Raw genomic sequence first — 14,746 nt, 5'->3', positions numbered from 1 at the left:
CTGAAAAATGGAAATTACTGAAATGCGTTGTTGTAAATTAAAAATAATCTGAAAAATGAACGAAATATGGAAATGGAAATAAAATAACGCATTTGGCAACACCTTGTATAAAAAATTGCTAAATTTGGCTTAATCAAAGGTTGTTGCATTTTAATAAACTCTATTTTTCCTGCGGAAAAATGCCGTTCATTTAAAACGCAACTTTCCATACAAAACAACGTTGCCAGTAATTAGAAAAAAAAAAACAATATGAGATTAACTAACCAAGTTTTTGGGGTTTCAAATGAATTAATAGACACATATATTGAAAGACCTAAGGTTGACAACCTTTTTCTTCAAGGTTTACAAAAAAATAAGCACATAATTATATATGGCGCATCAAAACAAGGAAAAACCTCTTTGACTAACAAACATTTGACCGAAGATGATTATGTAAAGGTTAATTGTTCTCCATCTTCAACTACTTTGGATATATTTAATTCTATCGTGAGACAATTAAATATTGAAATTATTGAATCAACTGATATTACTACTACAGTTGGAGGTGAAGTAAAAGTTGGAGTAAAAGCAAAAATAAAAATACCTTTTTTTGGAAGTGGAGAAGCTGAAACAGAAGCTACAGCTTCAGGTCAAAATGAAAAAGGAATTACTTATAAAATCATTGATTATAATTTAGCTTTAGCTCAAGACATATCAGAATTACTCCGAGAAGTAAAGTTTAAAAAAAGAATAATTCTCGAGAATTTTCATTATTTGGAAGAAGCTATTCAAAAACAACTTTCTATAGATTTAAGAATATTTGAAGATTACAATATCCTTTTTATCATCTTGGGAATTTGGAGGGAGAAAAATAGACTTTCTCAATTTAATGGGGATTTAGTTGATAGAGTAATTGAAGTTCCAGTTGAACCTTGGGAGAAAGATGATTTAGCTAAAATTACTCAAGTAGGACTACCACTTTTAAATGTAGATTTCACAAAAGTATTAGGTTATATAATTGATAGTTGTTTTGATAGTGTTGGTGTCTTTCAAGAGATATGTAAGGAATCTTGTTACTCTGCTGGAATCAATGAAACTAAAACCGAGTTGATCGAGATAAGTGAAGAAAATGTTGACAATGCTATTGAGAAAAAGCTGAATGATTATGCAAGTAGACACATTAGATGTCTTGAAAGCTTTATTGATCAAAAAGGAAAAAGTTCAGATGATATACCTCTTTATATACCCTATTATTTCATAAAAATACTATTAGACGAGACATTTGACAATATTACATCTGGATTAAAACGTAAATCTATACAAGAAAAAATCAAGGAAACACATCATAGAGCTGAAAGTGTTAGAGCATCAGATATGGGATATTTTTTAAGAAATTTAGTTTCAAATCAAATTAAAAAAAATATTTCTCCACCAATATTTGACTATGATATAAGTACTAGTTCTGTAAAGATAATTGATTCGACATTTTACTTTTTTCTAAAAAATTGCGATAGAGAAGAAGTTCTTGAAAATCTAATGGTTCCGGAAGGATTATAAAACTACTGGCAACACCGTATATAATTTATTGCTGGCTTCTCGCCTATTTACGAAAGTCCTCGCGGACTTTCGTGGTCGGTAATTATTTACTAAATTAGTTGCTTAAAACACGCAACAAACCATATACAACAACGTTATGTGCAATTCCTCCTTTTGTGGAGAAAACAAATAATTACTTTAAGCTAACGTTTAATTAGTTGATAAAGAAGAAAATACATATGAAAACAGAATCACTAACAGCTGATTTTCAGAACATTAAAAAAAACGTTAGTCAGAATTCTCGATTTAAAAGCCCTGAAATTTTATTAATTGATTTTTAAAAAGTATTTTAGATAACGAATAAAATGGTCAAATGTGAGCTCGATTTTTAATTGGCGTAAAGGATTTTCAAACCCGCACAGAATTCTGAGTCGGGTGCATTGTGAAAAGTAAAATGATGGGGCGAAAGCTACCTCGAAGACAATAATCTTAATCTATATAAAATGCACCTCTTTTGACTTTTTTTTCTTTTTATTAGAATCTATAAACCTATATTTACAACATGGGTAAGGGAGATTATTGCCGAAATTAAATTAGTAACACTAATACGAACGGAAATGAGTATTTTCGTTATAGACAATTAACCTAAACAAACCGAAGAAAGACTAAAATAAACCTTTATAAAAAACAATGAAAATATTTAAATTATTACCAATTTTATTAATCACAGTTATTATACTCAGTTGTTCAAGTGAAGACGAAGATAACAATTCGTCTGAAACCTATTTAACGATTAATGGAGATACAAGAGAAATAATAAACAATGGCGATTCTGAATTAAAAATCACAAAAGAAGTAGCTAATTATACAGGAGAAACATTTATTCGACTTCTTATAAACGACCCAAATAATTCATTAATTGCAAACTTTGGAGGCTACAACAATAATAATTTTATAGGTTTAATTTTTCATTTCCCAAATACTTTAGGAAGTAGTTTAGAAAGTGGGGAATACCCTACATATTGCTGTGGAGGTATTGGCGGATATAGAAGATATACAACTTTTTCTACAGGAGAATTTGTATTTTATAGTAACAATAGCAAACAGACCTTCAACCTTAAAGAGTACAAAAATAAATGGATTGTTGAATTTAAGGATTTAGAATATGTAGGTGAAGCAGGTGAAGCTATCATAAGCGGAAGAATAATTTTAAATAAATAAAGAACCTTTTGCTATAAAATAAGTCTTTATATAAATATCTGATTAGCTAAGTTGGAATTAAAATAAGAACCTGCACATAACACTATGTAAAATTAATTACTATTTTTAGCCAATTTAAGAAAGTTCTTGCCAACTTTATATATGTCTACTTATTTATTAATTTTTAGTGCTTAAAACACGCAACTAATCTTACACAAACACGTTACAAACAATTCCACTCATTTCCAAAAAAAATTAATCACCTTGAGGAAACGTTTTATTAAATTTAAATAAATGATAATCAATAAATTACAAAAACGTTACTCAGAATTAAAAAAATGTTACCTATGAAAATTAAGTTACTTTTGATTTTACAATTAATCATTCTAAATTCAGTTCATTCCCAAAATGGAAATCTAGATCTTTCTTTTGGGACCAATGGTATTGCCATTACTGATGTGTCAAATAATTCATTAGATGATACAAGTGCATCGGTTATAGTAAAAGATAATGGTTCAATCTTGCAGACTGGAAGTGCAAAAAATACGATGGGAAATAAAGACTTTTCTCTTGTTCAATATGATTCTAATGGTCTATTAGATACTGCATTTGGAACTAATGGAATTACAATTTTAGATATTAATGGCTCAGATGAAATAGCTAATTCTTCAGTATTACAATCTGATGGTAAAATTATAACTGTCGGTTATACTAGTAATACAACTACGGATATTATTGTAGCAAGGTTTAATTCTAATGGAACTTTAGATACTTCATATGCAATCAATGGAATTTTTACCTATAATAGTGGAGGTGATGATTATGCGAAAAGAGTTACTATTTTACCTGACAATAAAATTCTTATAGGATGTGAAATTTCCTCTGATTATGGAGTAATAAAGATATCAGAAACCGGAATTATAGAAACTTCTTTTGGAACTAATGGAATCGTTACTACAGATTTAGGATTAGGGGATAACTTAAGTGGTTTACAATTACAATCTGATGGTAAAATTTTAATTGTAGGAACTAGCGGTAAAATGGGGGCAGGAGATGGTGATGTTTACGATAAAGCCTTGATAAGATATAATTCTGACGGTAGTTTAGATACTAGTTTCAATGCTACAGGTATAATTTTTACATCATTTGAAAATGGTAAAAATGATGGCGGTTATTCTATTAATATTCAATCTGATGGAAAAATAATTGTTAATGGCTCTTCTGAAGATATTCAAGGTTTCGATAAAATTGCATTAGCAAGATATAACATTAATGGTAGTATAGACGCTACTTTTGGAACTAATGGAACAACATTTACTAATTATTCGGACTATGATCTTAGTTTTACTTCTCTAATACAAAATGATGGCAAAATTATTATTGGAGGATACTTTATTAACATTACTACTTTACAAAGAGATTTTATTTTATCGAGATATAATACTAATGGAGTTTTGGACAATACTTTTGGAGCTAATGGAATTACAACGACAGATTTAAATAATTCTTCACGTGACTTTGGTTATTCTTTAGCTTTTCAAACAAATAACAAAATATTATTAGCTGGCTATACAAAAGAAAATGGAGGTACATACGATTTTGCAATAGCAAGATATACAATTGAAGGAAACCTAGGAATTGATGATTTCGTAAATAATTCAAAAAACTATTTAGTTTATCCAAATCCAGCTACAGAAAGTATATCTATAATAAATAAAGGTCTAAAAAATGACAAAGTAGATATTGAAATATATTCTATTACTGGTAAAAAATTAAAATCCATAACTAATTATAATTTGGATAAGAATATTTCTTTACAATTTTTACAAAAAGGAGTATACCTTATAAAAATATTAAACGATAGAACATCGGAAACTCTAAAAATAATAAGGAAATAACTGTTTGTAACACCGTATAAAAATAATTGCGGTTTAGTGCTAAATCAAAGGTCGTTGTGTATTTGTAACGTCTGATTTTCATTCGGAAAATCCTCGCATACAAACCCGCAACTATTCTTATACATAAACGTTGCCATTCATTGGTGAGTAAGTTTGTGAAAAACAAAAAACGCAAAAAAAAAGAAAACCTATATGCTTGCAAAAAACTCTAAAATTCATAATGCTTATTAACATTTTTTTTATAACAAGACTTAAAACTAATTAAAGGCATTATTTTTTATTAGTTTAGCAAGAAAACGCAACGTACAATTCCTAACAAACACCACAATTAATTATTGTCTATGAATTATTATTTTAAAAAACTGATAACCATTACACTAACTTTATTAATTTTATCTTGTAGCGAAAATGAAAACATTTCTACTAATTCAATTAACTGGTATGAGCAAAATATAAATATTAAAAATCAGGAAGAACTGATCCAATTCTCTAAACTTTCACACAAAAAAATTAAAGGTGATTTCAAAATATCAAATTGTACTGATTTAAAACCTCTCAGTTTTTTAACTGACATAGATGGATTATTTTCTATTACCAATTGTAGAAATTTAACAAATCTTAATGGATTAAATAATATCCAATATATAAAAGATTTAATAATATCAAACAATTCTAAATTATTCGATTTAGAAGGATTAGAAAACTTAAATTTATTAGAAAGTTTAACTTTATCTAATAACACTATATTAAATAATTTAGAATCACTTGAGAAGATCCAAAAACTATCTGGTGATTTAAGAATTTATGACAATCCAAAATTAAGCTCCTTAAAAGGTTTTGGTAATTTAATATCAGTAAACAATTTGACTTTAGATAATAACGCTATTAAAAGTCTAAATAACTTAAAAGAGCTTATTGAAATAAATGGTAGCTTAACACTTTATAATACAAAATTAACTAGCCTTAATTCATTTGATAATTTAAAAATTATTAAAGAAAATTTATGGATTGAGAACAATACTTTTTTATCCAATATATCTGATTTTAATAGGTTAGAATCTATAGGAAGTCGAGTTTTAATTAAAAAAAATATTGTTTTAAACAATATTAATTCTTTTTCAAATCTTAATTATTGTGCAAATAATATTGAAATTAATTCAAATAAAAACTTATCTAAAATAAGTTTAATAAATTCGTCTGTTAAAGTTAATGCTACCTTAAATATTAAAAATAATACAACTCTTAAAGAAATAAATATTCTAAATTTATGTAATACTATGGTTGGATCTATCTTTATTAGTAATAATAACTTAGAATTAATTAAAGGTGTAAATAAGTTAACCTCTATTCAAGGGTCTATCAATATCAAGTCTTTTAATTCTAAAAATATTCAGATAAATTCTTTTAATAAATTAAACTCTGTTACTGGTGATTTAAATATTAGTGAAAATAATATTTCAGAAATAGTATTTTTAAATAACTTAACTTCTGTAGAAGGAAAATTAAATCTGAGTAATACTACTTTATCAAATTTAAAAGGTTTAGAAAAACTTGAAAGTATCGGTGATGATTTTAATATAGACAATCAATTAAGTTTAAAGAATCTTTATGGACTTGATAATTTAAAATTTATAGGAGGGAACTTTGATTTATCAGAAACCACTGTTTCTGATATAAGTGGATTAAAAAACTTAATTACCATAGGAAAAAATTTTAATTTACAAAATATTAGTAGTTTATCAAACTTAAAAGGTTTGGAGAAACTTGAAAGTATTGGTGAAAATTTTAATATCGGTAGCCAATTAAATTTAACAAATCTTAATGAACTCGATAATTTAAAATCAATTGGAGGAAACTTTAATTTAACACAAACGTCTGTTTCTGATATAAGTGGGTTAAAAAACTTAATTACCATAGGAAAAAATTTCAATTTAGAAAACCTTACTAATTTATCCAGTTTAAAAGGTTTAGATAAACTAACAAGTATCGGTAGTGATTTTAATCTAAACAACACTTCATTACTTAATTTATTGGAGTTGAAAAACCTTAACGACATAGGTGGAAATTTCATTTTAGGAAATGAAGATAATCTACAAGACTTAAAAGGTTTAGAGAGTTTAACTAAAGTAGGTGGAAATTTTAGCTTATGGAACTATTCTAATTTTAAAAATCTGATAGGATTAAACAATTTAGAATCTGTTGGAAGGTTGCTTATTCAAAATAATACAAATTTAGAAAGTTTAGAAGGACTTGATAACTTAGAACAAACAATTTATGGATTAGAGATTAATTTAAACCCTAATTTAAAAAACTTAAACAATTTAAAAAAACTTACAACTGTTGGAGTTGGATATGATGATTCTAACAATAATTTTGGCTTTACAATTTATGGTAATCATTCATTAATTGACTTAAAAGGACTTGAAAATTTAACTAAAATATATCACTATTGTCGTATTAACAAGAATAATAACTTAAGAAGTTTAGAGGGGTTATCTGCCCTTGAAACTATAAGTAGATCTTTTCATATTCGAGAAAACAAGAAATTAACTAACATAGATGCTTTTACTACATTAAAAATTAATAAAGGTAATTTTTTATTAGATTACAATAATAGTTTAACTAATATAAATGGTATAGAAAATATAGAATTCGGAGTAAATTTCTATATACGTTTTAACAACTCACTTACAGATTTTTGTTCTTTAAAAGACCATAAAAACTTACCTCTTGCTACAATCGTCGAAAATAGGTATAATCCTACGTCAGAAGAAATTAATTCGAGTAAATGTAAGTTATAAACACCTCCCTTGTACACATAAATTTGATTTTTAAAACAAGATAACAAAAATATTGATTAGCAACCGTTTGGTTACAGTTACGGAATATTTAACTATAAAAAAGCTCTTATTCTAATACTGAATAATCACACGAGACATTTTAACTTGTTTACGAAAGAAAATATTAATTAAGAAGTTTAGAACATGAAACATTTACTCTAAAAAAACAACGAAATGGCAACACCGTATAAACTTAATTGCTAGCTTTTAGCTCACTTAATAAATTCCTTCGGAATTTCGCCGTTCGTGTTTTATTTATTAAATTCACTGCTTGAAAAACGCAACTAAGCTTATACAAAAACGTTGGCAGTAATAAAAAACTGAATCCAAACCCAAAAGAACATAGAGAATAAAATGAAGTGTAAAAATTGTAATAACGAATTTGAAAACAAATTTTGCAATCATTGTGGACAGAGTTCTAAAGTTGATAGAATAAATTGGAAATATTTAGTCAATTCTATTGCAAACGACATTTTTCAAATCAATCACGGGTTTCTTTATACAGCAAAAATATTACTATTGAAACCAGGGAAAAATTTATCGGATTTTTTTACTGGTAAAAGAAAAAATTTCTATAAACCATTCGCGTTTTTATTAATATCATCAACTATATTTTTACTTTCAACAAAACTTATTGGGAACGAAACATTTATTGACGACTTTGTAAATGGACTTCGTACTGCATCAAATGATAATCCTGACAAATCACCTGATTTGAGAATGTTTGATTTTTTAACGAACAATCAAACTTATGCTTTCTTATTTATTGTACCAATCTTTTCAATTGCATCATTAATATCTTATAGAAAGTCTAAATATAACTTTTCTGAGTATTTAATTTTAAATCTTTACATAACAGGAGAACAACTATTGATTTATACTGTTTTTAGTTTTATAAAAGATAGAGATAGTTTAATAATAATTGCTCCAATAATTTTAGGTTTTTTATATAATTTATATGTGTATAATACATTTTTTGGAGAGTTAAGTTGGTTGAATAGAAATTTCAAATTTATTCTAACATATTTTATTTACTTAATTCTAATGGGGATTTTATTAATATTACTAATGATTACTACTGCCAACATCGTATAAAATTAATTGCTTAGTAAAAGCCTATTTACGAAAGTCTAAACGGACTTTCTATCTGTGATTTATTTACTAACTTTAGTGCTTTAAACAACGCAACTAATCTTATACCAAACGTTAGCCTTCATTAAAAACTTGACGTAAAGAACCATGAAAATCAAATTTATCATTACACTATTAATATTCTCAACCTCATTTATGAGTTTTGGACAAACTGTTATTCAGGAGTCAGCACCTATGACGGCTGAGCAGAAGAGAATACAAAAAGTAGAGGCTGAAATACGAAAACTTGAAGATGACTATGATAAATCCAAGACTCAGCATGAAAAAAACACTCTAGGTCTTTTCCCTAATTCATTTAGTTTAAAGTCTGATAAAAAGTTTTTAAACCAAAAAAAAAAAGATATACAAGCGGTATTATATTCCATACAAGAGAGCGGTTTAAAGGAAAAGGCTAAACAAATAGATATTCTTAGCAGGTCAATTGGTAATAAATTTAGTTATAGTAAAGCATTACAAAACCGTATTGATGTATATGATGAAAACATAAGAAAAATTAATAATCATTTAAGTGGAGTTCAAAAAAAGGAAGGTGAAGAGGCAACAAACAAAATAAAACAGGAAATTGAAATTTCTAGCTTAGATAAGGAAATTTCCAATTTGGATGCTTTGCTTAAAGAGTCAAAGGTTGAGGAATCAAGGAAAAGTAAAAGTTTAGACGATTTTTTAACTGAAAAAGGAAAGACCAATACTGCCCGTACCAAAACAAAATCTAGCAATAGCTTAGATGATATGCTGTCTTCCTCTACTAATAAAAAGGTAAGCAAAAGCAATAGTTTAGATGATATGCTAGGAAGCAATACTAACAGCTCAAAAGAGAGCGGTCTAGATGATTTAATTTCGACGACATCTGATGATACTGATTTTAAAATTGATTATAAGAACGGTTTAACTGGTATTATTAGTAGTCGTGGCAAAGTATTGATACCATATAGAGATTGGGAAATCGTAGAATATAAAATGGGTATTGCTAAGGTTAGAAAAAAAGGAGAAACTAAATCCTGTTATTGGTCTTGTACTTCATATCAAGAAGGGTTTGTTGATGTTAATGGAGAATTTATTGATGGTTTTGAAATTGATTTTTCATGTTATAAGAATTCTGGTGGACAGCCTCTGGTAATAATTATGACAAAGAGTGGTAGAACTTATGACGAAATACAAGCAGATGAGAGAGCTGCTAAAAGAAGGAAGGAGTTAAAAAGAAAGAAAAATGAAATACAAAGGAAAAAATGCGAAATTGAAATAAATAATTGGAAAAGAAGTATAAAATCAAGATATCAATAAATATGAAAAAATTAATAGTAGTATTAGTGCTTGCGTTATGCAGTTTCCAAATGGGTTTTGGGCAACAATATGATGATGCAACACAAAATAAAATAAAGGTAAAGTATTTTGCAGCTAAAGAGTTTCTAGAAAACAGAGAGTACTCAAAAGTCATTGAAAAAGTTAATGAAATTGAGGCTTTAACAAGTGGACCAGAAGCATCGATAGTTCAAAATATAAAAGTTAAGGCTTATATAGGAATTGGTATGTATGAGCGTGCTAAAAAAGAGCTAAGCGTGTTATACAAAATGAATCCTACAAATGAAGTCTTGAAGGATATTTCATCGTATGAATCTAATATTGATACTGGTATTGAAGAAGAAAAAGCGAGAGAAGAAAGAGCTAGGTTAGCTGAGATTAAGCGTAAAGAAGAGGCTAGGTTAGCTGAGATTAAGAGTAAAGAAGATGCTAGGTTAGCTGAGATTAAGAGTAAAGAAGATGCTATCATAAAAAAAGAGGAAAGTATAGAAATACACAAGGAATATTACCAAGATTATGTTAATAGATTTATTCCTGCAGATGGAAGTTATGTTAATAGGTCTGTTTTCTTTTTGGCTGATTACGATGAAGATGGAGGCGGTGCTTATTTCTTTGGAAAACCAAAAGACGTAGAATATAAGAATTATGTTGATTTGGCTCCTGTTTATAGTAGAAGTCTAACAACCACTAGATATGGTGGCAAAGAATTAAGAGGGAGATATTTGAATTATTTCACAGACAGAAATGGAGCATCTTTTAAATTTGAAAATATTAATAATTTTAATATTATTGAAATAGGAGCTTTTACTGAAGGCTTTGCCCCAGTTTTGATATCTAGAGATATAGAGAAAGAAGTTAGGGAGTGGAACTATATCGATACTAAAGGAAAGCTTTTACTTCCAAATAAAAATGGACTTAAAAGAGGTTATAATTTCTATGAGGGATATGCTATCGTTAAGTATGAATCTGGTTGTAATTACATTAATTTAAAAGGTGAAAATATAAATTCAAGTCGATTTTATAAATGTTATCCATTTTTCGAAGGATTAGCTCCAGTAGTTTCAAAAAGTAAATGGGGGTTTATTAATAAAAAAGGAGAAATTGTAATACCGTGTATTTATAAAGGTGTGTCATTTTTTAAAGACGGAAAAGCTAGTGTTTTAAAAAATGGCAAAAAATGGTTCTTTATCAATAAAAATGGTGAAAAGATAAAATAAAACGAAAGGCTAACAATGGCTATAAGTAATTGCTTGTTCTCGCCTACTTTGGAAATTCTTGCGGAATTTCCAACTTGGTGTGTACTTGCAAAGTTAAGTGCTAAACCACGCAACTACTCATAGCCGAGACCGTTATAGCCAATGTATCACTCTGCTTAAAAAAAACTACTGTTTCAAACTAATTTATGGAAATAAAATTAAAAAATTGCAACAATATTGAGAATGGAAAAATAGAAATTTCTAAAGACAAATTAAATATAAAATTTGGAATCAATGGTACAGGAAAAAGCACAATTACACGTGCAATTAAATATAGCGTAGAATCACCTGATTCATTGAAAGAATTAATACCTTTTAAGTTTAGAAATAAAGAAAACGAAATAGTTCCGGAAGTAGAAAGTAGTGAAGAAATTAAAAGTGTACTTATATTCAATGAAGAGTATTTAAATCAATTTCTTTTTAAAGAAGATGAATTAATTACAAATAGTTACCAAATTTTTATAGAAACACCTGAATTTAAAAATTACACAAATCAAATTGAACAGCAACTTTCTGAAATTAAAAATGTATTTTCAGAAAATAAAGAATTAGATAAAATTATAACTGATTTTGAAAGTTTATCGAAAAGTTTTACAACAACTCAAACTGGGCTCTCTAAATCTTCAGCACTTTATAAAGGATTAAAAGAGGGTAATAAAATTGAACATATTCCTAAAGAACTAAATGGATATAAAAAATTAATTCAAAATAAAAGTTGTGTAACTTGGTTAGATTGGCAAAGTAAAGGTGAGCAATTTCTTGAAATATCTGACGATTGTCCTTATTGCACTTCTTCTACTTTAGAAAATAAAGAAACGATAAAATCAGTTTCAACTTTCTATAATAAAAGTGTAATAAAGAACTTTAATGTAATAATCGAAGCATTGAAAAATCTTGGTGAATATTTTTCAGAAGATGCGAATACAATGTTAAAAAGCATAACAGAAAAAAAAACTGGGTTAGAAGATTCTGAAATGAATTATATCGTTGTTGTTAAACAACAAATAGACGATTTATTATTAAAATTAAAATCATTAAAAAACATTTCCCCTTTAAGTTTTAGTGAGGACAAAAAAGTAGAAGAAAAATTAAATGATTTAAAAATTCAAGTTAATTTATTCGACAGATTAAAAGCGGATAAAACTACTGAAATAATAACCTCGTTAAATTCTTCACTTAATACTGTATTAGAAAAAGTTGGAATATTACAAGGAGAGATTAACAAACAAAAAAATCTTGTTAAAAAATTAATTCAAAAACACAGAGATAGTATAAACTCTTTCTTAATAAATGCAGGATATAAATATACTGTTGAAATTGAAAACAATATTTCAAATGATTACAAATTACTATTAAAACATATTGAATCAGCAGATATAATTAATGGAGGAAAACAATATTTAAGTTTCGGTGAAAAAAATGCTTTTTCACTCGTGCTTTTTATGTACGAAGCATTACATAAACAACCAAAGTTAATTATTTTAGATGACCCTATTTCTTCATTTGATAAGAGTAAAAAATACGCTATTATGCATATGTTGTTTAGAGGAAATAGTAAAGATTGTTTCTTAAATAAAACAGTCTTGATGCTAACTCACGACCTTGACCCAGTTATAGATACTGTAAAAGTTTTAAAAGAATTTAATAACATTTCGGAATCAAACTTCATTTCTACTAAAAATGGTCAACTTAATGAAATTAGAATAAGAAAGAACAATTTATCTTCATTTGCTCAAATTTGTAAAAAAGCAATAGAATCAGATATAGACGATTTAATTAAACTAATCTATTTAAGACGTCATTTTGAGATTATAGATGATTTAGGTAACGAATATCAAGTGTTATCAAATTTATTCCACAAGAGAAATAAAGAAGACTGCAAAGACCATAGAAAAGAAATAGGAAATGATTCTCTATCTGAAATTGATTTTAATTTAGGAGAAACAAAAATCAAAGAATCTATTCCAACTTTTGAATATAGTACATTAATAAACTCTCTAAATAGTCTTTCCTTTTTAAAGAATCTATATTTAAATTCCGAAAATAATTATACTAAACTAAATGTATTTAGACTAATTTATGAAGAGGATATTCAAGAAATACCGAGTGTATTAAGAAAGTTCATCAATGAAACATTTCACATAGAAAACGAATTAATTTGTCAACTTGACCCAAATGATTATGATTTAATTCCTGATTTTATAGTTGAAGAATGTAATAAATATGTTGAAGAAAAATAAAACACTGGCTATAACACCGTATATAATTTATTGCTGGCTTCTCGCTTACTTACGAAAGTCCTCGCGGACTTTCTTGGTCGGTAATTATTTACTAAATTAGTTGCTTGAAACACGCAACAAATCATATACAACAACGTTGGGCACAATTAAAAAGAAATGAAAAGGAATGAAAAGAAAGTATTCTAATAATGAAATTAAAGTTGCAGGAAAAATATTAACTAAGCCTTCCGAATTTACAGAAGAAGAATTAGAAAATGCTCAAAATATTTTAACTTATTGGAGAACTATTCACGCATATCCGATAAACACTTTTCAAGCTACTTTAAGAGATAAAATAAAACGTTTAGGATTTCAAGATACTCTTGTTGCCCAAAGGTTAAAAAGGAGTGTTTCTATAGTTTCTAAACTTGAAAGGTTTTCAAATATGAAACTCTCTACAATGCAAGATATTTCAGGATTAAGAGCCATTCTTAACGATATTTCTGAAGTAAGGATTATGGAAGAGAGTTATCGTAAAAGTAAATTTAAGCACATATTAAAAGACTACAAAGACTATATTAATGAACCAGCTCCAACTGGTTATAGAGGAATTCACTTAATCTATCAATACGTGAATGAACAAGCTCCTGAATCAAACGGATTACGCATTGAAATCCAAATCCGAACAAAATTACAACACGCTTGGGCAACAGCTGTTGAAACAATGGGAACTTTTTTAAATCAATCATTGAAATCTAGTCAAGGTTCTGATAGTTGGTTAGAATATTTCTCTCTTGTTAGTAGCGGTTTTTCATTTTTAGAAGATTCTCCCGTTCATAAAAAACACCAAAATTTAACGAAAAAAGATATTTTTGAAAAAATAATAGCTGAATCCGATAGACTCAATGTTTCTGAAAGATTAAGTGCTTTTACTGTTGCTGCAAATCATATAATCCAAAAAGATTCAAATAGTAAATACAATTTAATAACTCTGAATTTAGAGAAAAAAATAGTTAATGTTAAAAGTTATCCTGCAAGAAAATTAGAACAAGCCAATATAGATTATACAAATATTGAAAAGGAAATAAACAAAGGAGCTCCTTTACAGTCCGTATTAGTTTCAACAGGGTCTATAGATTCTCTTAAAAAAGCTTATCCTAGTTATTTTTTAGATTCTCAAGAATTTTTAAATAAATTGAATTTAATTTTCGCAAAATTACAAGACCTAAAATAACTGTGCCCAACACCGTATAAACTTTATTGCTGGTTTTAGCTCACTTGGGAAATTCCTCCGGAATTTCGCCGTTCGTACTTTATTTACTAAATTCACTGCTTAAACAACGCAACAAAGCTTATACAACAACGTT

Annotated in this window: 9 protein-coding genes; all 9 read left to right on the top strand. The window is 27.4% G+C overall.

Going from position 1 to position 14,746, the window contains the following annotated elements; all coding sequences use genetic code 11:
* Nucleotides 1–249: 249 nt before the first annotated feature.
* The 9 genes from MPF19_RS18255 to MPF19_RS18215 all read left to right on the top strand — a co-directional run bounded on the left by MPF19_RS18255 (nucleotide 250) and on the right by MPF19_RS18215 (nucleotide 14,613).
* Nucleotides 250–1,536 carry a hypothetical protein gene (locus tag MPF19_RS18255; RefSeq protein ID WP_249989733.1) on the top strand — a complete coding sequence of 429 codons (1,287 nt, stop codon included), beginning with the start codon at nucleotides 250–252 and terminating at the stop codon, nucleotides 1,534–1,536.
* Between the two features lie 669 nt (nucleotides 1,537–2,205).
* Entirely contained in the window at nucleotides 2,206–2,736 is a 531-nt protein-coding gene (locus MPF19_RS18250) for a hypothetical protein (protein WP_249989732.1), read from the top strand.
* A 326-nt stretch (nucleotides 2,737–3,062) separates the two neighbouring features.
* On the top strand, nucleotides 3,063–4,613 hold the full coding sequence (locus MPF19_RS18245) for a T9SS type A sorting domain-containing protein (RefSeq protein WP_249989731.1): 1,551 nt from the start codon (nucleotides 3,063–3,065) through the stop codon (nucleotides 4,611–4,613).
* Nucleotides 4,614–4,954: 341 nt separating this feature from the next.
* Nucleotides 4,955–7,414 (top strand): hypothetical protein, encoded by a 2,460-nt coding sequence (locus MPF19_RS18240; protein ID WP_249989730.1) that lies wholly within the window; start codon nucleotides 4,955–4,957, stop codon nucleotides 7,412–7,414.
* Between the two features lie 393 nt (nucleotides 7,415–7,807).
* Entirely contained in the window at nucleotides 7,808–8,548 is a 741-nt protein-coding gene (locus MPF19_RS18235; protein ID WP_249989729.1) for a DUF3667 domain-containing protein, read from the top strand.
* A gap of 144 nt (nucleotides 8,549–8,692) precedes the next feature.
* Nucleotides 8,693–9,886, top strand: coding sequence for a hypothetical protein (locus MPF19_RS18230; RefSeq protein ID WP_249989728.1), 1,194 nt, complete (start codon nucleotides 8,693–8,695; stop codon nucleotides 9,884–9,886).
* A 2-nt stretch (nucleotides 9,887–9,888) separates the two neighbouring features.
* Entirely contained in the window at nucleotides 9,889–11,121 is a 1,233-nt protein-coding gene (locus MPF19_RS18225) for a WG repeat-containing protein (protein ID WP_249989727.1), read from the top strand.
* A gap of 185 nt (nucleotides 11,122–11,306) precedes the next feature.
* Nucleotides 11,307–13,400: an AAA family ATPase gene (locus MPF19_RS18220; RefSeq protein ID WP_249989726.1), complete on the top strand. Its 2,094-nt coding sequence runs from the start codon at nucleotides 11,307–11,309 to the stop codon at nucleotides 13,398–13,400.
* A 166-nt stretch (nucleotides 13,401–13,566) separates the two neighbouring features.
* Complete coding sequence (locus MPF19_RS18215; protein WP_249989725.1) at nucleotides 13,567–14,613, top strand: RelA/SpoT domain-containing protein; 1,047 nt, start codon at nucleotides 13,567–13,569, stop codon at nucleotides 14,611–14,613.
* Nucleotides 14,614–14,746: the final 133 nt, after the last annotated feature.

Origin of the sequence: Polaribacter sp. Z014 (assembly GCF_023555435.1) — a bacterium.
In the GTDB taxonomy this organism is placed as follows: domain Bacteria; phylum Bacteroidota; class Bacteroidia; order Flavobacteriales; family Flavobacteriaceae; genus Polaribacter.
The sequence above is the reverse complement of the archived record's forward strand: the minus strand, read 5'-3'. Positions and strand labels throughout refer to the sequence as shown.

Bases quoted from the DNA above. Each gene is read 5' to 3' on its own strand.
- MPF19_RS18225 (WP_249989727.1), top strand. From the start codon at position 9,889: ATGAAAAAATTAATAGTAGTATTAGTGCTTGCGTTATGCAGTTTCCAA.
- MPF19_RS18220 (WP_249989726.1), top strand. From the start codon at position 11,307: ATGGAAATAAAATTAAAAAATTGCAACAATATTGAGAATGGAAAAATA.
- MPF19_RS18235 (WP_249989729.1), top strand. From the start codon at position 7,808: ATGAAGTGTAAAAATTGTAATAACGAATTTGAAAACAAATTTTGCAAT.
- MPF19_RS18250 (WP_249989732.1), top strand. From the start codon at position 2,206: ATGAAAATATTTAAATTATTACCAATTTTATTAATCACAGTTATTATA.
- MPF19_RS18215 (WP_249989725.1), top strand. From the start codon at position 13,567: ATGAAAAGAAAGTATTCTAATAATGAAATTAAAGTTGCAGGAAAAATA.
- MPF19_RS18230 (WP_249989728.1), top strand. From the start codon at position 8,693: ATGAAAATCAAATTTATCATTACACTATTAATATTCTCAACCTCATTT.
- MPF19_RS18255 (WP_249989733.1), top strand. From the start codon at position 250: ATGAGATTAACTAACCAAGTTTTTGGGGTTTCAAATGAATTAATAGAC.
- MPF19_RS18240 (WP_249989730.1), top strand. From the start codon at position 4,955: ATGAATTATTATTTTAAAAAACTGATAACCATTACACTAACTTTATTA.
- MPF19_RS18245 (WP_249989731.1), top strand. From the start codon at position 3,063: ATGAAAATTAAGTTACTTTTGATTTTACAATTAATCATTCTAAATTCA.